The following is a 20,306-nucleotide window of genomic DNA, read 5'->3' on the forward strand; positions in this document are numbered from 1 at the left end:
ATCGCGAAAATAATAATTCTGAAAGCAATTCACAACACTTTTGCATTAGGATGCACACACTTAACCGTTGCGAACTATCGCGAAAATAATAATTCTGAAAGCAATTCACAACACTTTTGCATTAGGATGCACACACTTAACCGTTGCGAACTATCGCGAAAATAATAATTCTGAAAGCAATTCACAACCCGCATTCAGAGTAATTTGACTTAAGCCTAGTTGCGAACTATCGCGAAAATAATAATTCTGAAAGCAACTCTCGCGCCCCACGAAAAGGATTCGGATACTCCTCAATAACGGGGAAAATTACTTAAAATCTTTCTAAGATCTCAAAAACCGCACTATATTTTCCACAATCCATTCCGTTTCATCGGGGTAATCAACCTCCACTCTTTCTTCTTGCCCAATCCATCGGGAAAGCTTTGGTTCAAACTCATCCTCCGACCAAATTACAGGCACTCCCATCGCTTCCAACGCCAAAGCATTACATTGTTGTTCGTATTGGTTTTTCATAGGGACCACCAGCAGCTTTTTCCCCAAAAAAAGGGCTTCCGAAGGCCCCTCGAATCCGCCGCCCGTCAGTACCCCCGAACAATAAGCCAACGAGCGCACAAACCGCTGATTCTCGATAGGAAAAACCTCCACATTCTCTCTTTCATACGCTTGGCTGCTATGTTTTGAAAACACCTGCCACCTAATCTTAGAAAAACGAGTAAGCATACCGAGAATAAACTCGTCCGAATAAGCCGGCAAATACACCGTATAATACCCCCAATCTTCCGGTTTCAGCTTCCGAACTTCCGAACGAATGACCGGCGTATGAATAAAATCGTCATACCGGCAAAAATGAAAAGCCCTAAACGATGACGTCGGTGCATAACAGTTCATAATCGCCCGCCCCCAACGAAATCCGCCCAATTGAGGCGTAAGTTTCGATTTAAAAGCCGACTGATGACTAAGCCCCACCGAATGCACCGCTTTTAAACGGCAACTCCAAGCGCAAACCGGCTCAAAATCATTAATCACCAAATCGTAATCCTGAACCGGAAGCCGTTTGACATCCGACCAAAATCGTGAAAAATCAAGTCTTTTCCAAGTTTCACCAAAATCAATCCCTCCATTTCGACCAAAGACAAACCCCGCGCCCACCAAACGATATTTCACCTCCTCATCCAACCCAACATCCGCCTGCGAGCCACTAACCAGCAAATCCAATTCGCCCTGCTTCTTAAGATGCGGAATAATCTCCCGCGCCCTACTGACGTGCCCGTTTCCCGTCCCTTGTATCGCATAAAGAATTTTCATCCTCGCTAAAGTAACGTTTTAATCCCTGCACTTTAGCCCCGAAAGATAAATTTAATATAAAATTAAAAAGGGAGCGAAAATAACCTTTTCGCTCCCTCTTTTATCCAAACAAAATTCAAACTATCGCCGCCCCGAAGAGCCTCCACGTCCTTGTGCCTCCCGAGCATCTCCCCGTGACCCTCCTTCTGAACTTCTGAACGTTCCTCCATTCTGCCCTCGGAATCCACCCCCGTTGGAAGCCCGCATTCCCGAATCACTCCCACGAGAAATTCCCACGGACGATTCTCTGGACGACTCCCTTATTCCACCGCCATTGGAAGAACGGGAGGCCGATTCTGCCGTTCTAAAAGTTCCGCTTCCACTACGGTCGGGATTATTGGTTCTAAACGTGTTATTGCTCTGCCCCGAAGACCGGTAAGCCGTATTTCCATCCCTTAGCACTCCCACCGAACCATTATTACGTGGCTGATTCCATCCGTAACGCGTCCCCACATTTTGGTGATAGACCTGTCGATTGATTCTGTAAACATTAATGTTTATGTTACGGTACCGAGGAAGCACATAATACGAATAATACCTCGGACGATAATAGTCTGCCCAGTAATTGGTATAATAAACCACAGGCACCACTCCACCAAAATACAAATCGTAATAAACCCGATACAGTCTCGCCCCTAAAATTCTCTCCAAAGCATAGAAACGGTCGTAGTACCAACGGTTCGGATTCGCACGGTAATACCCACTCCAAACCGAAAACGAGGTAAACTGACGGTTCAGATCCAATATCATCTCAATCTGCCAAGGACTAAGACGGTATTGCCTAAAAAAACGATTCCAATTAACCCGATCAATACTCCTGCGGTAATCCGCATACACACTTCGGTAATAATCCTCCTGATAGTAATCGGCAGGATACTCATAGTAATAATCCTCCGGAAAATAATACTCCGCCTCGTCCCGCCAACCTTCGCTCTCATACCCCCATCCCCCCGAAACGGGATAAGACTGAGCCTGCCCTAACGAAATCGCACCAAAAGCCAGTAACACTATTATCTTTCTCATCTTTTATGTTTTTTATTAAAGAATTATACAAAATCTCTTCCATTTTTTGACTTTTGGATAAAAAAAAGAGAACGAGGTTAAAAAACTTTCGTTTTCTCCTCGTTCTCATCATCCGATTTCCTCGAGATACAGAAGGTTTATCCCCTTCCAGAGTCCTTCACCCAAGAAGCTATTTTTTGATTGAAAGCCTCTTCCGACTTCAACCGTTCCAAATCCAAATGCATTCGGTAACGCCAATAGTGTGGGAAAATAGCCGGTACATTAATCCGCTCGTCGTCCACATTCTCATTTCTCAGAGTTATATCCGTAGCCAAAAATTCCTGTATCGGGAAAATAGCCAACATCGCCTCATTATACAAATGCTGCTTCATGATGATTTCCGCCAACTCCGGCTGCAAATCGCCAGGAGCCGTTCCCCACTGCCCCAACTGCCGATTGAAATAATGCTGCGTAAGCCCACGGTCTTCATTCCACCACTGGCGCAACGTGGAACTGTCATGAGACGACGCCGTAACCACATTAAGATAAGACGCCTCCTTCGGATTATACCAAAGGCTATTGTCCGCCGGCATCCGTTGGACTTTCAGAGCCGTAATAGCCAAACGATCCATCACCTGAGGAACGCAATCGGGCACCAATCCCAAGTCTTCTCCACAAATCAGCATATCCGTAGCATTGAGAATCACCGGAAGCTTCTCCATCGCACTCTGATACCAAAGCCCGTCCTGACGTCTGAAGAAATAATCCACATAAAGCTCGTCAATCGCTTGCTTCTCCCAGTCGGAAAGGTATTTGAACGATTCGGTTTTCTGCACATTAAACCTCGGATGGTAAACCCGCTCTCCATTCTCTTTTTCCTCCTCAAGGAAAAGCACATTCGCACTTAGCGCAATGAGTTTTTCCTCCGCCCAATCGTGAGGATACTCCTCAAAATAAGCCTTCAGCTTACGCTGCGTATCGTACGCTTCCTTAAAGCTATACGTACCATCGAAATGGTCATTCATAAAATGCTCCCGAATCGTATCCCGCTCATAGCCAAACAAATCCCAAAGAATTTGATCATTAATATACGGCTTGCAATAGCGATCGTAACGGAATGGTATATGCCGCGCACCAAACTCTTCCTCCCGCACCGGAACCGCCGGATAAAAATACCCCAAAATCCCCTGCGTAGCAGAGATCGGCATCCTCCAAATTCGGAAAAACCCTAAAATATGGTCGATGCGCATCGCATCAAAATAGGTTTCCAACGCTTTAAAACGATTCTTCCACCAAGTATATCCGTCCTGCTTCATCGCCTCCCAATTGTAGGTCGGGAACTCCCAATTCTGCCCCAAATCCGTAAACTGATCTGGTGGAGCCCCCGCTTGAAAATCCATTCCAAATAATTCGGGCTCCGTCCATGCCTCCACCGAGTAGCGGTAGATCCCAATTGGCAAATCCCCCTTCACCGAAATCCCCAAGCCATGCGTATAATCAATCGCATCGGTAAGCTGCAAATGCAACTGGTATTGCACCCAAGCATGAAGCATGATGTTTTTGTACTCCTTATGCTTCGGCGAATACATCGGCGAAACCTTCCCCGCTATGTATTTCTTGTGCGTCTTCCACTCTCCAAAGTTGGGCGTTTTGTATTTATCCCTCTGAACGCAAAACGCCGCATAAGGCAACAACCACGCCTCATTTTCCTTTACGAATTTTTTAAAATCCTTATCCTTTAAAATCGCTTCCTCATTGGCTTCAAAAATCGCCTTAATGTATTTCCACTTTCCGGAAATCATCCGCTCGTAATCAATCAGAGGTAAAGCATTGAGCGCCGTTTTCTCCTCATAATACGCTTCAACCAAATCCTTAGGCAAAGGATAATCCAACCCCTCCACAGACAAATACTGCGGATGAAGCGCATAAACCGAAATCGCCGCATAAGGGTAAGAGTCCGTCCAAGTGTAATTGGCCGTCGTATCATTAATCGGAAGAATCTGTATAATCCCCAAATCCGTCGCCTTGGCCCAATCCGCTAAAAGCTTAAGATCCGAAAACTCTCCAACCCCAAAACCATTCGCACTACGCAAAGAGAAAACAGGCACAGCCACCCCCGCACTACGATACAATTCGTGAGACTGATAGCGGAAATAATGATCCGCCTGAATCTGAAGCACATTCTTATCTCCATTCGGTTCTGCCCAGCGGTTTCCGCCGTATTCCAACCCAAGCACCTCCCCCGTTCTCACATCCATAATGCCGTATTTATACTGGATAGGAGCATTCCCCTCCAGTCCAACCGCCACTTCCCAAACCCCATAATCCGTCTGATTCATCGGCACAGCTCCAGAATAAGCCCAAGCCCCGAGAGCTTCGTGGTTCCCTAAAAGCACCAACCTCCAGTCGGGATGGTATAACGGAGCCTCCAACCGAAACAGATGCGTATGCTTCTTCTGCACCGCCGCTTTCTCCGGACGAAAGCCCGTAAGCTTATTTTTAAGGATTTTATTATTCAGGTAATTTTCAGGAAAATTCTTAAGATTCCAAACATCATAAACCCGGTATTCGTCATAAGAGTGAACCAAATTCAAGCCATGCAAAGCATACTCCTCGTCCAAAACATTCCCGCCTTCATCCGTCAGTTGGTACTTGTAAGAAAGCGATTTGGAAAAATAATCCACCTCCACCGTCCAATTCCCGTCCGCACCGTAAGCCATGACGTGGTATTTCGGTTCCTGGCCTTCCTCCAGCAGCACCAGCTGCAATCGCTCGCCCATCCGGGTTCGAAAGTTTACGTTAAAATATAGTTTCATAATAAAGAATCCTTTTTAGATTTTAAAGCCTGCAAGTTAGCAATTCTAAAAACAAAAGCCGATAACAAACGCTTTTTTTTTCAGATGATTTTTAGCAGTTTACCAACTGATTACCATGACCTTATAAAACAAAAACTCCGGCTCGCGCCAGAGTTTTATCCGTCAAAGAAAAGAATGCCTTTTAGTTCAAGCTATAAGTCGTCCCGTTCTTACCGTCCTTTAGCTCAATACCTTCCGCCTGCAAGCGGTCCCGAATTTCATCGGAAAGCGCCCAATTTTTAGCCTTTCTCGCTTGATTGCGAAGCTCTATAAGCACCCCGAGGGTCGCATCCAGCTTGGAATGGTTGTTTTCTTCCACAGCCTGCAACCCCAAAACATCAAACACCAATTGATCCATATGCTCTCTAAGCGCCTCCAAGTCCTCGAATGACAGCTTCCCTTTACCTTCTTTGAGCCCAAAGATATACTTAACAGCCTCGAAAAGATGCGCAATAAGAATCGGGGAGTTAAAATCGTCCGTTAATGCTTCCACACATTTTTCATGCCATGCCCCTACATCAAACCCTTCGGAAGCCGAAGACGAAGCCTCCAACTGCCCGAGTAACTTCACCGCCTCCATCAAACGCTGGAAACCTTTCTCGCTGGCCAACAAAGCCTCATTAGACAAATCCACCACACTACGATAATGCGCCTGTAAAAAGAAAAAACGCACGACCGAAGGGTGAAACGGTTTCTCAAAAAACGTATTATCGCCCGTAACCAGTTCCATCGGCAAAATCGTATTTCCCGTGGACTTGCTCATTTTCTGCCCGTTCATGGTAAGCATATTGGCATGCATCCAGTAGTTCACCGGAGCGGTTCCGTTGCAAGCCGTCCCCTGTGCAATCTCACACTCGTGGTGAGGGAACTTCAAATCCATACCGCCTCCATGAATATCAAAACGATCCCCCAAATACTTCGTACTCATAGCCGTACACTCCAAGTGCCACCCCGGAAAACCTTCCCCCCAAGGCGAAGGCCATTTCATAATATGCTCCGGCGAAGCCTTTTTCCAAAGCGCAAAATCCTGAGGGTTCTTTTTCTCATCCTGACCGTCCAAACTCCGGGTATTGGCAAAAAGCTCATCAATATTTCGTTTGCTGAGCTCCCCATAGTTCCCTCCTTTTTCATTATACGCCCGCACATCAAAATAAACCGACCCATTACTCTCATACGCATACCCCATAGCCAAAAGACGCTTGGTCAATTCCAGCTGCTCAATAATATGCCCCGTGGCCGTAGGCTCGATGTTCGGAGGCAAAAGATTGAACAACTGAAGCACATTATGAAAATCCACCGTATACTTTTGAACAATCTCCATAGGCTCCAGTTTTTCCAAACGGGACTGTTTGACAAAGCGGTCATTTTCCACCGTACCATCGTCCGTCAAATGCCCCGCATCCGTGATATTGCGCACATAGCGCACCTTATACCCCAAATACTGCAACACACGGTACACCAAATCAAACGACAAAAAGGTTCTCACATTCCCCATATGCACATTACTGTACACGGTAGGACCGCAAACGTACATTCCCACGTGGCCGTCCAACAAAGGCTTAAACACTTCTTTTTCCCCTGTCAGGGAGTTGTATATTTTCAGATTCATCCGAATGTCTAAAATTTTTGGTTGATAAAAATGTTCTCTTGTTTCCCTTTTGTTGCTCTAATCAATTTTGGCGTGGCTTCCTACGTAATGCAGAAATTCCTGCCTCGTAATAGGGTTGGTTCTAAAAATTCCGCTCAATTCCGCAGTAATGGTAGAACTTGCCGTGTCCTTTATTCCCCGACAATTCACGCAAAGGTGCTTCGCATCGATAATGCACGCCACGTCCTTCGTCCCCAAAGCCTCCTTCAGGGCATCCACAATCTGCATGGTCAAACGCTCCTGAACCTGAGGCCGTTTCGCATAATAATCCACAATCCGATTAATCTTGGAAAGCCCGATAACCTCCCCGTTAGAAATGTAAGCCACGTGCGCCCGCCCTATAATAGGCAAAAAATGATGCTCGCAAAACGAATACACCGTAATGTCCTTTTCCACCAGCATTTGGCGGTACTTGTATTTATTTGAAAACGTCGAGATCCCCGGCTTGTTTTCGGGAAGAAGTCCTCCGAAAATTTCGTTCACGTACATTTTAGCCACCCTTTTGGGCGAATCCTTCAGGGAATCGTCCGTCATGTCCAACCCCAAGGTCTCCATAATGGCTGCAAAATGCCCCTCGATAATTTTTATTTTTTCCTGAGGCGTTTTATCAAAAGCATCTCCGCGCAACGGCGTGTGATCTTTTCCGGTGAACAAATCGTCGTCATTATCAAAAGTATCCATAGAACCTATAACTAGTTTATTGCACGCAAAATTAACGATTTAAAATGGCATTATCGTTTTTTTCGCCAAGATATCCTCTGCCCTTTAAAAACGAAACGCAACCTAAAGTTGTAAAAAGCTTCAAAAAAAGTTAATTTCATAAAGAATTTTTTATATTTGCACCAGCTAAAACAATAATTAAAAATAATAAAGTTATGTCAGACATTGCATCAAGAGTTAAAGCTATCATCGCCGATAAGCTTGACGTTGAAGAAACAGAAGTAACTCCAGAAGCTAGCTTCACCAATGATTTAGGTGCTGATTCTTTGGATACCGTAGAACTTATCATGGAATTTGAAAAGGAATTCAACATCCAAATCCCTGATGACCAAGCCGAGAAAATCACTACTGTAGGTCATGCGATTGCTTATATCGAAGAAGTTGTTAACAAATAATCTATTGACGGATTAATTAATTTAATTTATGGAATTAAAAAGAGTAGTTGTAACAGGTTTTGGTGCAATAACGCCAATTGGCAATAACGCAAAAGAATACTGGGAAGGCCTGGTAAAGGGCAAGAGCGGAGCCGCTCCAATTACTCTTTTTGATGCCTCCAACTTCAAAACAAAGTTCGCCTGCGAGGTAAAGAACTTTAATCCTTTGGACCACTTCGATAAAAAGGAGTCCAAAAAAATGGATCGTAACACTTGGTTCGGTATTGTAGCGGCCCGCGAAGCCATCGCCCATGCCTCTCTTATGGAGAGCGAGGTGGATAAAAACCGCGTCGGGGTCGTTTGGGGATCGGGCATCGGAGGCCTTGAGACATTCGAAACCGAAGTTTTGGGCTGGGCGAATACCGATATTCCGAGATTCAATCCCTTCTTTATTCCGAAAATGATTGCCGACATCACCCCGGGACACATTTCCATGGAATACGGCTTTCACGGTCCTAACTACACAACGGTATCGGCTTGTGCCTCTTCGGCCAATGCCTTGATTGACGCCAAAATGCTCATCCAACTCAATAAGGCCGACGTGATTGTTTGCGGAGGTTCCGAGGCAGCCGTAACGGCTAGTGGAGTGGGTGGATTCAACGCCATGATGGCGCTTTCCACTAGAAACGACAGCCCTCAAACAGCTTCTCGCCCGTTCGACAAAGACCGTGACGGTTTTGTTTTGGGAGAAGGGGCCGGATGCATCGTTTTGGAAGAGTACGAACACGCCGTAAAAAGAGGAGCAACCATCTACGCCGAACTAAAAGGCGGAGGAATGAGTGCGGATGCCTATCACATGACAGCCCCTCATCCCGAAGGACTGGGTGCCTACCTCGTGATGAAAAACTGTTTGGAAGATGCCGGTCTTACGGCCAACGACGTGGATCACATCAATATGCACGGAACGTCGACTCCATTGGGAGACATCGCCGAATCCAGCGCCATTTCCAAGCTCTTGGGCGAACATGCCTACGACATCCAAATCAACTCCACAAAATCCATGACAGGACACCTCTTGGGTGCCGCAGGAGTGATTGAAGCCATCGCAGCGCTTAATACCATCATCCACGGTATCGTTCCGCCGACCATCAACCACTTTACCGACGACGAAAAAATCGACAACCGTCTGAACTTCACCTTCAACCACGCCGTGGAGAAGCAAGTGGACGTTGCCATGAGTAACACTTTTGGTTTCGGAGGTCATAACGCCTGCGTTTTGTTCAAGAAAATCTAATCTTTGATTGACGGAATGGAGTTGCGGAAATACTTTTCTAAATTCCTCACCAGAAAACCCCCGAAAAGAAAAATATTTTCCGAAAGGGATTTAAGGCTCGGAACAAGCATCCAAAAAATAATAGGCCAACCCGTACGCCATATTGAGCTCTATCGGGAAGCTTTTTCGTTGAAGGTTTCCTCCGAGAAAAACAACAAAAACTACGAACGTTTGGAATTTTTAGGCGATTCGATTTTAGGCTCGGTCATCGCCTTCTATCTCTATCAGACCTACCCCTCTGCAAACGAAGGGTTTCTGACCCAAATGAAATCCAAAATCGTCAACCGAAAAAACCTCAACAAAATAGGAGACGAACTCAAACTAAAAAGCCTCATTCAAAATCCCGGATCCTCATCCCTTAGTGAGAATATCAGCGGAAATTTGTTTGAAGCCCTCATAGGAGCCGTCTATTTGGACATTGGTTACGAAGCCTGCCAAAACATCATCCTCCAAAAGTTACTCACCGCAAAAGACATTAACAAGCTCGAAAATAAAATCGTAAGCTACAAAAGTTTGCTTTTGGAATGGTCTCAAAAACGCAAAGTAGCTCTCCGATACGAAACCCATGAGGAGCACCAAGGCAACAAAACCATCGTTTTTCGAAGCCATGTGATGATCGACAACCAAAAAATTGCCAATGCCGTAGACACTTCGAAAAAAAAATCAGAAGAAAAAGCCGCCCAAAGAGCCTTCTACACCCTGAACAAAAAAGAACACATCCTTGAAAAAAACAAAACTTTCTCTTGATTATGACGAAGACGAACCCCTTACCCTTGGACTGGTAAGGCTGAGTAAACCTCTCCCGGATTACGAATTTTTTTACCATCTCAACCGCCTTACCGACTACGGCTTTTCCCGGATTGAAGATTTAAAAATCGAGAAAACCTATTACCGTTACCACCATCCCTGCTTCAGCACCTACGACGAAAAACTTCAACTGAAAATTTGGTTTATTGCCAATAAAAGCTCCGAATCTTTTAAAAAACAAGAAATTACCGAGCTGTTTACCGAAGAAAATGAAACTCATTACCTCCTTCCCGAACACCGCGAAACAGACTATCTTATAAAAACGTCGGAAGGGTTTAGCGATTTTTCACTAATTTTGCAACCGAAAAGTCTTTTATTTCCCATACAAGACTTTCAACTGGACTCCTCTTCGGAGTTTTATAAAATAATTCTATACTATGAATAAGTATCTAAAAAAAACAAAAATCATAGCCACCTTAGGGCCGGCTTCTTCCGATAAAGAAACCATTACCAACCTGATTAAAGCCGGAGTGGACGTCTTCCGGATTAATTTTTCCCACGCCGATTACGATTTGGTTAAGCGCAACGTGGCCACCATCCGCGAAGTAAGCGAAGAACTGGGAACCGGAACCGGTATTCTCGGAGATTTGCAAGGCCCCAAGCTTCGCGTAGGCGTTGTAAAAGAAGGTTCTTACCTCAACCCCGGCGATATCCTGACGTTCACTAACGAAAAAATCGAAGGCGACTCCTCAAGAGTTTACATGACCTATCAGGATTTTCCAAAAGACGTTAAAGTCGGCGAACGCATCCTGATTGATGACGGAAAACTCGTTCTCCAAGTTACGGAAACCAACGAAGAAGACACCGTAAAAGCCGTGACCATCCAAGGAGGGCCACTAAGCTCCAAAAAAGGCGTCAACCTGCCAAACACCAACGTTTCGTTGCCCGCCTTAACGGAAAAAGACATCGAAGACGCCAACTTCATGCTCGACATCGGCTTGGACTGGATTGCTCTTTCCTTCGTTCGCCACGCGCAAGACATCAAGGATTTAAAAGAATTAATCAAGAACCATCCGACCAACAATAAAAAAACACCGATTATCGCTAAAATCGAAAAACCCGAAGGCGTTAAAAACATTGACGAAATCCTTCAGGAATGCGACGGCCTCATGGTAGCCCGTGGAGATTTAGGAGTGGAGGTGCCGATGGAAGAAGTGCCGGCCATCCAAAAAAACCTCGTGGAAAAAGCCCGACTTTATTCCAAACCGGTCATCATCGCCACCCAAATGATGGAAACCATGATTACCAGCCTCACGCCAACCCGCGCAGAGGTGAACGACGTAGCCAATTCCGTACTGGATGGAGCCGATGCCGTTATGCTATCCGGAGAAACCTCCGTGGGAAAATACCCGGTGGAAGTAGTGAAAAACATGTCTAAAATTGTTAAAAACATTGAGAGCACCAACTTCTACCTGAACAAAAATGCCCCTATCGAAAAAGATTTTAATTGCATCAGTGATCGTTTCATCACCAATAGAATTTGTTTGGCGGCCGTAAGAATCGCTAAAACCACCGATGTTCAGGCAATTATTACCTTAACCCATTCGGGGTATACGGCGTTTCAGATTTCGGCGCACCGTCCGAACTCTCACATCATCATCTTCAGCTCCAACCGACGCATTATCCCAATGCTAAACCTCCTTTGGGGAGTACGGGCCTACTATTACGACGGCGAGCAATCCACCGACGAAACCATTATTCAGGTAAATAAAATCGCTCAGGAATTGGGCTATATCGAATCCGATGATTTTGTACTCAACCTTAACGCCACTCCAGCAGAAGACAGCGGAAAAACCAACACGTTAAGACTGACCAAAATCTAAAGTTACAATCGTCGCCAAAACTAAAACGCCACGCTTTCTTTGAAAGCGTGGCGTTTTTTTACATTCTCCAGAAAAAGCTCCCCAATTATTAAGGCTTCTTTCTCCTCAGAAAAGCCATCAATAAAACCCTATAATGGATTTCTTTACCGTAAATTCATGCAGGGTATAAAGAGACATTTCCACCCCATATCCCGAATTTTTACGCCCGCTAAAAGGCATTCGGACATCCGAACGAAAAATTTGGTTAACCGCCACACTTCCGCTTTCCAAAGAACGAGCAAAAAACAAAGCCTTTTCTTTACTTTTCGTATAAACAGCATTACCCAGTCCGAAAGCCGTCGCATTGGCAATTTCCAACGCCTGCTCATCATTTCTTACCTTAAACACCATCCCCAAAGGCCCAAACAACTCTTCATCCGCCACAGGGTTGTCCTCATTCATCAAAAGCAAACCCGGCTCGAAAGCCTGATCCCCCACCGCCGTCAAAGGCAGTAAAATCTCCGCACCATGCCCAATCGCCTTTTCGTATTGCTGCCTCAGTTCCTGAGCCAAATCCTTCCGAGCCATCGCCCCCAAGACCGTACGCGCATCCGTCGGAATGCCAGGAGAAAAACTTTGATACGCCTTCAAAAACCGTTGCATAAACGCCTCATAAACCCCTTCGTGAACAATAAAACGTTTGGCTGCCACACACGTTTGACCGCTATTTTGAAGCCTCGCTAAAGCCGCATCCTCTGCCGCCTTATCAACCTCCGCATCGTCCAAAACAATAAAAGCATCATTACCGCCCAGTTCCAAAACGCATTTCTTCAAATGCCTTCCCGCAATCTCCGCAACCCTTCGCCCTGCCGCCTCGCTCCCCGTAAGGGAAACCGCCCGAACCAAAGAATGCCCAATCATCTCCTCTACCACTTCATGAGAAGCTTCCACATGGGTGAAAATCCCCTGAGGGAATCCCGCCGCCCTAAAACACCGCTCAATTGCCCGTCCACTCCCCAAACAAATGGAAGCATGCTTCACAACCACCGCATTCCCCGCCAATAAAGCAGGAACAGCAAACCGAAGCACCTGCCAAAACGGAAAATTCCAAGGCATAACCCCCAACACTATCCCCATAGGCTCATGCCGAATCATGGAAATTTCATAATCGGTTTCCACCCGCTCCTCCTTTAAAACGTTTTCTGCCGATGCATAATAGTCCACCAAACCAATGCATTTTTCAACCTCCGCCAAAGATTGGGAAATCGGCTTGCCCATTTCCTCGGTGATAAGTCCTCCAAATGCCGCTTTATTTTCCCTTAAAACAGCCGAAAGCCTAATCAAATACGTTTGCCTCTGCTCGAAAGAATACGCTTTCCACTTCGTAAAAGCCTCCTGTACTCCGGTTAGTAACTTATCTACCTTTCCGTTCTCGTCTTTTCCTATTTTATCGTTCATTCTTTTTTCTCCGTTAAACCATAAACCATTCATTAACCAATGCCGCCGCAAGCCTTGCCGTCCGATCCTGATCATCGTAAAGCGGATTAACCTCGGCCACATCCAGCGCTACCAACCCTTCCGATTTTAAAAGATGACGGTAAAGCATCATAAATACCGAATCCGGAAAAACACCGTTATATGCCGCCGCCGACACCCCGGGAGCCACCGCCGCATTAAACACGTCCATACAAATTGTAAGGTAAACCACATCCACCTCCTCCAAAAATTCGTTGATCCTCAGATAAAGACTAGGCAGGTTTTCAAAAAAAATTTCATCAGCCAAAATATACTTCATCCCAAACTGATCCGCCGTATCGAACAGCTTCAAGGTATTGGAATTCCGCTGAATACCCACATGAAGCGAATAAATGTCCCCCTCTTGGGCAATCTGCCAAAATCCCGTTCCCGAACTTGCGCCAACCTGCGGATCCGGCTCCCGATTATCAAAATGAGCATCCAAATTGATAACCCCTATTTTCTTCTCGGGAAATGCCTTCCGAATTCCCGAATAGTGAGCGTACGTTACCTCATGCCCGCCCCCGAGAACAAGAGACTTTCCTCCTTTTCTCAAAACTTGAGCTACCGCTTCCGCCAAACGAGTCTGACTCCGTTCCAAATCGCCGTCTTCACAAAAAACATCTCCCATATCCCTCAATCGGAAGTCCGGAGAAACAACCGGAAAATTAGCCATGCTCCGACGAATAATCGAAGGAGCCTCCTTAGCGCCAATCCGCCCTTTATTACGCCTTACGCCCTCGTCTACCGCAAACCCGTGAATCACATAATCCCCCGCAACAACCGACCCGCCTTCTTCTACACGTTGAAACAGCCTATGATACAAAGGAGTATCGCCATCCAAGCGTCCCTGCCAAACCTTATGCTCCATAATCCAAAATAATAATCTATCCTTTTTTCTTTTAACCTTTACATCCGTCCATATAAACCATCGAAGGCCAAAGCTGTCCTTGTTGATACAACACGTTTTGGAAGTTATCCGTATCATAAACCACAAAATCGGCTTTTTTGCCAGCATCCAAAATCCCTCGATCATCCAAACCCAAAGCATGCACCGCACGGTACGTCATCCCCGCCAACACCTCGGCGGTAGAGAGTTTTTCGTAAGTCGCCAAAATAGACGCTTGCGTCACCAAATTTCCCATCGGTGCCGATCCCGGGTTCCAATCCGAAGCAATAGCCAAAATACCACCAGCATCTAAAAGCTTTCGTGCCGGTGTAAAAGGCTCTCCCAAGCCCAAACTCGCTCCCGGCAAAGCCACCGCCACCGTTTCGGAAGAAGCCAAGAAAGCAATATCCTCCGCCACCGTAGCTTCCAAATGATCCGCTGAACGGGCTCCCACCTCCACTGCTATTCTGGAGCTTCCCGGCGTAAACTGATCCGCATGAACCGTCACCTCAAATCCCATCGCTTTGGCCTTCTGCAAAAAAAGAAGACTCTCCTGCGGCTGAAAAGCCGATTTTTCAATAAAAATATCCACCCGATCCGAAAGCCCTTCCGCCTTGACTTCAGGCAAAATTTCCCGCAAAACATAATCCAAATAATCCGACGGGCTCCCCTCAAAATCTTTAGGCTTCATATGAGCTGCCAAACAAGTGGAAATCAAACTCGCCTTAGTATGCTTCTTAGCCGATGCAATCACACGAAGCATCTTCAACTCCTGAACCTTGTTTAATCCATAGCCCGATTTAATTTCAATGGTAGTAATCCCCAGTCGAACCAACGAAGCAATTCGCGGAAGCAAAAGTGCCAAAAGTTCTTCTTCCGAAGCCTCACGAGTATGCTGCACCGAACTCCAAATCCCACCGCCTGCCGCCGCAATCTCCAAATACGACTTCCCCGCATTGCGCATTGCAAAATCATTAGCCCGATTTCCGCCAAAACAAATATGAGTATGGCAATCCGTATAAGCCGGCAAGGCCACCTTATCGCCTTCAATACGCTCCACGTCGGAAGCCAACCGCTCCAAATCGGAAAAAGCCCCAACACGTTCAATGCGACCGTCTTCGGCTACCAATATACCACCGTTTTCAATCACCTCCAATTGTTCGTCCTCCAATTTCCCCCTCAAAGGCAAATGCCGTAAGGGTACAATCTGTTTGAATGGTCCTATAAGTTTCATAGCCGTAAATTTAGTTTTTTTATTTTGAATATTCCCTCCCGACCACCGCAAAGCCCAAACGCTGAGAAATCCAATCCTGTTGACCAAAAAATGCTATCTTTGAAACAAAATTTCATAATGCCCGAGTTTTTGCATCCCAATAAAGAAAATTATTCCCCTGACGAACTCCTCCATGAAGAACAAATCCGCCCCCAAAGTTTCGACGACTTTGCCGGACAAAGAAAAACATTGGACAACTTGGAAGTTTTTGTCGCCGCTGCAAAAAATAGAGGAAAAGCCTTGGATCACGTTTTACTCCACGGCCCCCCGGGGCTTGGAAAAACCACTTTGGCTCACATTATCGCCAATGAATTAGGCGTAAACTGCAAAATCACCTCCGGACCCGTGTTAGACAAGCCAGGCAGCCTTGCCGGACTACTGACCAATTTGGAAGAAAACGACGTACTCTTTATCGACGAAATCCACCGACTCTCCCCTGTAGTGGAGGAATACCTCTACTCTGCCATGGAAGATTATAAAATCGACATCATGCTGGAAAACGGCCCCAACGCCCGAAGCGTCCAAATCGGCCTCAATCCCTTCACCCTGGTTGGAGCAACCACAAGAAGCGGGATGCTTACCAAACCCATGCTCGCTCGATTCGGAATCCAATCCCGATTGGAATACTATAACATCGAACTGCTTTCCACCATCATCCAACGCAGTGCCAGGGTTCTCGGTGTAAAAATATACGAAGACGCCGCCATCGAAATTGCCCGGAGAAGCCGAGGAACTCCCCGAATTGCCAACGCCCTGCTACGCAGAGTAAGAGACTTTGCCGAAATAAAAGGCAACGGCGAAATTGAAACCAACATCACCAAATTTGCCTTAAACTCTCTCAACGTCGATGAATTCGGACTCGACGAAATGGATAACAAAATACTGAAAGTCATGATTGAAAACTTCAGGGGAAGACCCGTCGGCATCTCAGCCTTAGCCACCTCCATAGGGGAAAACCCCGAAACACTGGAAGAAGTTTACGAACCCTTCCTCATCCAAGAGGGCTTTATCATCCGTACTCCTAGAGGACGGGAAGTAACCCGCAAAGCCTACCTGCATCTTAACCTAACCCCTAACCCCAATCCGGGAGAGTTATTTTAAATGAAAATCATCCCTTACAAATTTAAAATCAAAAACAATGAAACTATACCCCATCCAATGCGGAAAATTTAAACTCGACGGAGGAGCCATGTTCGGCGTCGTCCCCAAGTCCCTATGGCAAAAAACCAACCCCGCTGACGAAAACAACCTCATCGATCTGGGAATGCGGTCTCTCCTGATCGAAGACGGTAAAAAACTCATTTTGATCGACTGCGGGTTAGGCGACAAACAAGATGAAAAATTCTTCGGCCATTACGCCCTCTCCGGCGACGATTCCCTCGACAAAAACCTAAAAAAATTCGGATTTGTAAGGGAAGACATTACCGATGTCTTTCTGACCCATCTGCATTTTGATCATTGCGGAGGCGCCATCGAATGGAACGACGATAAATCCGGCTACCGCCCCGCTTTTAAAAATGCACGGTTCTGGTCCAACGAAAACCATTGGGAATGGGCCACCAACCCCAACCCGAGAGAAAAAGCTTCGTTTCTGAAAGAAAACATTCTGCCCATCAAAGAAAGCGGACAGCTGGATTTCCTCCCCCTCCCCCAAACAGGATCTTACGGCTTTGCTCCCGATCTGAAAATGGATGTGATTTTCGTAGACGGTCATACCGAAAAGCAAATGCTCCCCGTCATCAAATACCAAGACCAAACCATCGTCTTTGCCGCCGACTTAATCCCTACAGCAGGACATATCCCCTTGGTTTACGTCATGGGATACGACACCCGACCGCTTCTAACCATGGAAGAAAAAGACAAATTCCTAAAACAATGCGTCGAAAACAATTACCTGCTATTCTTTGAACACGACGCCCATCACGAACTCGCCTCCTTGAAAATGACCGAAAAAGGAGTTCGGCTGGATCAAACCTACCAATTCAATGAAGTATTCGGGTATTAATCTCAAAAAACAATCCCGTTTCCGCTCAAAATCCTATCGGCTTTGAGCGGAAATGAATTTTACCACACTCCGTATTATCCGAAACCAACCTCTTCCAATTTGAAAATTTTATTATATTTGAACCTCGGAATCAAGAACACAATGCTTCATTCCATCAAAAAAATTAGATTTTATCTCTTATGAGTCCAAACGAAGGCGGAACTGCATCGCCCGAACCCGAGCCGAAAATCATCGGCCTGACCGGCGGCATCGCTTCCGGAAAAACCACCGTTGCCCAATGGATCGAAGCCATGGGATTTCCCGTCTACTACTCGGATCAACAAGCCAAAGACCTCGTAAATAAAGACCTCGGCCTAAAACAAAAAATTAAAAACCTCTTAGGAGAAGCCGCCTACAATACCGAAGGTCTGTACGATCGCAAATACGTTAGCAGCAAAGTCTTTGAAAATAAAGCCCTCTTAGAACAGCTCAACCAACTGATTCATCCCGCCGTGAAGACAGACTTCCAAACTTGGCTGAAACAACAAAACAACCACCAAATAATCTTCAAGGAAACCGCTCTTCTATTCGAACTGGGACTGGATCGGGACTGCGACAAAACCCTTTTGGTAACCGCCGAAGACAACCTCAGAATGAAACGCGTCATGGATAGGGACGGAAAAACCTATCGGGAAGTCGAAAACATCATGAACAAACAAATGCCCGAAAAAGACAAACTAAAACGGGCCGATTTTGTGATTCACAACAATTCCACCTTGGAAAACCTCAAGCAAGAAACCCTGAATGCAATAGCAAAAATAACCGAAGAATTTCTTTAAGCCCTTCGGTTCCATCTTTTTACTTTACAACTTAAAAAGCGGCCTCTTTCGAGACCGCTTTTCGTTCTTTCTATTGGAAAAATAAAACCTTTACATCCGGTTTACCGTATCAATTCCGAGTAAACCTAATGCTCGTTTTATGGTTTTTCCCGTCAATTCGGACAACGCCAAGCGAAATCCTCTAACTTCCCGGTTTTCATGATTAAGAATCGGATTGTTCTGATAAAACGAATTATACACTTTAACCAACTCGTAAACATAATTCGCAATCTGTGCAGGGCTTAACGTCTCCGCTGCTTTAGTCACAACCTCCCGATAGTTAGACAACTCTATCATAAGCGTCTTCTCATATTCGTTCAATGCAAAACCTGCATCCACCGACCACGATGCCTCGTCCGCCTTAGTCAACAAAGACTGGATACGAGCGTAAGTATACTGGATAAAAGGTCCCGTATTTCCATTAAAATCAATACTTTCCTTAGGATTAAACAACATCTTCTTCTTAGGGTCCACTTTCAACATGAAATACTTCAACGCTCCCATGCCGACCGTTTCGTACGAACGCTCCTTTTCCTCCTCGGTGAGATTCTCCAGTTTACCCAATTCCAAAGCCTTCTCTTTCGCCGTTTCGTACATCTCCTGCATCAAGTCGTCTGCATCCACCACCGTACCTTCCCGGGATTTCATTTTTCCCTCGGGCAACTCCACCATACCGTAAGAAAGGTGATACAACTGATCCGACCAACGGTATCCTAGCTTTTTCAATACCTTAAACAGCACTTGAAAATGATAATCCTGCTCATTACCAACCGTATAAATCAGTTTTTGAATATCATTCTGTTTAAAACGCTCCACCGCCGTCCCCAAATCCTGAGTCATGTAGACCGATGTTCCGTCACCACGCAATAAAAGCTTTTGATCCAAACCTTCATCCGTAAGATCCACCCAAACCGAACCGTCTTCCTTCTTGAAAAACACGCCTTTAGCCAATCCCTCCGCAATTAAATCCTTACCCAGAAGATACGTGTTGCTCTCATACTGAACCTGATCGAAATCCACCCCCAAACGCTGATAAGTCTGCGCAAAACCGTCGTAAACCCAACCATTCATCTGAGCCCAAAGTGCTCGCGTCTGTTCCTTGCCATTTTCCCAATCCAAAAGCATCTGCTGAGCTTGCTTAATAGACGGAGCCTGCTTTTTTGCTTCTTCCGCAGAGCATCCCTCTTGAACAAGCGCCGCTATCTCCGCCTTGTAGGACTTATCAAACTCCACATAATAGTTCCCAACCAATTTATCGCCTTTAAGTCCCGTAGACTCAGGCGTTTCTCCTTTGCCCGACTGCTCCCATGCCAACATGGACTTGCAGATATGGATTCCCCTATCGTTCACAATTTGGGTTTTGATGACCCGATACCCTTCCTCTTCCAAGATTCGAGCCACCGAATACCCCAAAAGGTTATTCCGAATATGCCCCAAATGCAAAGGTTTATTCGTATTCGGCGAAGAATATTCCACCATTACCGTCTGCCCTTTTGACGCCTTCCGATCCAAAGCTTCCTGAACCGAAGCAAAGCTTCCAACAAAAAAAGCATCCTTAATCTTAAGATTAAGAAACCCTTTCACTACATTAAACCCTTCCACAAAGTCCACCGTTTCCAACAATTTCTCTCCCAAAGCCGCTCCTATGGCGTCGGGTGCCTTTTTCAACACCTTGACCAAAGGAAATGTAACCACGGTAAAATCCCCCTCAAATTCGGTCTTATTCTGCTGAACTTCCAAATCTACCCCGTCCACCTGATAAAGATCAGAAATCACTCGGGACAACTGGGCTTCAATACTATTTTTAATATTCATATCCTAACGTATAAAGTGCAAATATACGGAAATAAAAAACCGCTCCGAAGAGCGGTAAAATTTATAT

General features: G+C 45.7%; 17 protein-coding genes. 8 read left to right on the forward strand and 9 right to left on the reverse strand.

Annotation, left to right across the window (positions count from 1 at the left end; genetic code table 11):
* Positions 1 to 321: 321 nt before the first annotated feature.
* From VQ048_RS03795 to folE, 5 genes are all read right to left on the reverse strand, one after another.
* Positions 322 to 1,305 (reverse strand): glycosyltransferase family protein, encoded by a 984-nt coding sequence (locus VQ048_RS03795; protein WP_327610359.1) that lies wholly within the window; start codon positions 1,303 to 1,305, stop codon positions 322 to 324.
* Between the two features lie 120 nt (positions 1,306 to 1,425).
* Positions 1,426 to 2,367 carry a hypothetical protein gene (locus VQ048_RS03800; protein ID WP_327610360.1) on the reverse strand — a complete coding sequence of 314 codons (942 nt, stop codon included), beginning with the start codon at positions 2,365 to 2,367 and terminating at the stop codon, positions 1,426 to 1,428.
* A 137-nt stretch (positions 2,368 to 2,504) separates the two neighbouring features.
* A complete protein-coding gene (locus tag VQ048_RS03805) occupies positions 2,505 to 5,162 on the reverse strand; it encodes a 4-alpha-glucanotransferase (RefSeq protein WP_327610361.1) in 2,658 nt (885 codons plus the stop codon).
* A gap of 181 nt (positions 5,163 to 5,343) precedes the next feature.
* Positions 5,344 to 6,810, reverse strand: a complete 1,467-nt coding sequence (gene cysS, locus VQ048_RS03810; RefSeq protein WP_327610362.1) for a cysteine--tRNA ligase — start codon at positions 6,808 to 6,810, stop codon at positions 5,344 to 5,346.
* Positions 6,811 to 6,867: 57 nt separating this feature from the next.
* Positions 6,868 to 7,530, reverse strand: a complete 663-nt coding sequence (folE, locus tag VQ048_RS03815) for a GTP cyclohydrolase I FolE (protein ID WP_327610363.1) — start codon at positions 7,528 to 7,530, stop codon at positions 6,868 to 6,870.
* 194 nt (positions 7,531 to 7,724) lie between these two features.
* On the opposite strand from folE, the gene VQ048_RS03820 reads away from it, so the two are divergent.
* Genes VQ048_RS03820 through pyk form a run of 5 tightly spaced genes read left to right on the forward strand, consistent with a single transcriptional unit; the run spans position 7,725 to position 11,906 of the window.
* Positions 7,725 to 7,964, forward strand: coding sequence for an acyl carrier protein (locus tag VQ048_RS03820; protein WP_002976354.1), 240 nt, complete (start codon positions 7,725 to 7,727; stop codon positions 7,962 to 7,964).
* A gap of 28 nt (positions 7,965 to 7,992) precedes the next feature.
* The gene (gene fabF, locus VQ048_RS03825; protein ID WP_327610364.1) at positions 7,993 to 9,237 is read left to right on the forward strand and encodes a beta-ketoacyl-ACP synthase II; all 1,245 of its coding nucleotides are present in this window, start codon (positions 7,993 to 7,995) and stop codon (positions 9,235 to 9,237) included.
* 15 nt (positions 9,238 to 9,252) lie between these two features.
* Positions 9,253 to 10,023, forward strand: a complete 771-nt coding sequence (gene rnc / locus VQ048_RS03830; RefSeq protein WP_327610557.1) for a ribonuclease III — start codon at positions 9,253 to 9,255, stop codon at positions 10,021 to 10,023.
* Positions 9,998 to 10,468 (forward strand): IPExxxVDY family protein, encoded by a 471-nt coding sequence (locus VQ048_RS03835; protein ID WP_327610365.1) that lies wholly within the window; start codon positions 9,998 to 10,000, stop codon positions 10,466 to 10,468. The genes rnc and VQ048_RS03835 overlap by 26 nt, the downstream gene beginning before the upstream one ends.
* Positions 10,461 to 11,906 (forward strand): pyruvate kinase, encoded by a 1,446-nt coding sequence (gene pyk, locus VQ048_RS03840; RefSeq protein WP_327610366.1) that lies wholly within the window; start codon positions 10,461 to 10,463, stop codon positions 11,904 to 11,906. The genes VQ048_RS03835 and pyk overlap by 8 nt, the downstream gene beginning before the upstream one ends.
* A 117-nt stretch (positions 11,907 to 12,023) precedes the next feature.
* On the opposite strand, the gene VQ048_RS03845 is transcribed toward pyk, so the two are convergent.
* The 3 genes from VQ048_RS03845 to hutI are packed head-to-tail and all read right to left on the reverse strand — an operon-like array spanning position 12,024 to position 15,523.
* On the reverse strand, positions 12,024 to 13,343 hold the full coding sequence (locus VQ048_RS03845; RefSeq protein ID WP_327610367.1) for an aldehyde dehydrogenase family protein: 1,320 nt from the start codon (positions 13,341 to 13,343) through the stop codon (positions 12,024 to 12,026).
* A gap of 13 nt (positions 13,344 to 13,356) precedes the next feature.
* Positions 13,357 to 14,271, reverse strand: a complete 915-nt coding sequence (gene hutG, locus VQ048_RS03850; RefSeq protein WP_327610368.1) for a formimidoylglutamase — start codon at positions 14,269 to 14,271, stop codon at positions 13,357 to 13,359.
* A 31-nt stretch (positions 14,272 to 14,302) separates the two neighbouring features.
* A complete protein-coding gene (gene hutI / locus VQ048_RS03855) occupies positions 14,303 to 15,523 on the reverse strand; it encodes an imidazolonepropionase (RefSeq protein WP_327610369.1) in 1,221 nt (406 codons plus the stop codon).
* A 117-nt stretch (positions 15,524 to 15,640) separates the two neighbouring features.
* Here hutI and ruvB point away from each other — a divergent pair, with 117 nt between their 5' ends.
* The 3 genes from ruvB (at position 15,641) to coaE (ending at position 18,385) form a co-directional block, all read left to right on the forward strand.
* Positions 15,641 to 16,663: a Holliday junction branch migration DNA helicase RuvB gene (ruvB, locus tag VQ048_RS03860; protein ID WP_327610370.1), complete on the forward strand. Its 1,023-nt coding sequence runs from the start codon at positions 15,641 to 15,643 to the stop codon at positions 16,661 to 16,663.
* A gap of 37 nt (positions 16,664 to 16,700) precedes the next feature.
* On the forward strand, positions 16,701 to 17,567 hold the full coding sequence (locus VQ048_RS03865; protein WP_327610371.1) for an MBL fold metallo-hydrolase: 867 nt from the start codon (positions 16,701 to 16,703) through the stop codon (positions 17,565 to 17,567).
* A gap of 179 nt (positions 17,568 to 17,746) precedes the next feature.
* Entirely contained in the window at positions 17,747 to 18,385 is a 639-nt protein-coding gene (gene coaE, locus VQ048_RS03870; RefSeq protein WP_327610372.1) for a dephospho-CoA kinase, read from the forward strand.
* Positions 18,386 to 18,475: 90 nt separating this feature from the next.
* Here the strand turns inward: coaE and argS are convergent, their stop codons facing one another.
* Positions 18,476 to 20,239, reverse strand: coding sequence for an arginine--tRNA ligase (gene argS, locus VQ048_RS03875; protein ID WP_327610373.1), 1,764 nt, complete (start codon positions 20,237 to 20,239; stop codon positions 18,476 to 18,478).
* Positions 20,240 to 20,306 lie beyond the last annotated feature (67 nt).

Source organism: Bergeyella anatis (assembly GCF_036016955.1).
Lineage (GTDB): Bacteria > Bacteroidota > Bacteroidia > Flavobacteriales > Weeksellaceae > JAYWXI01.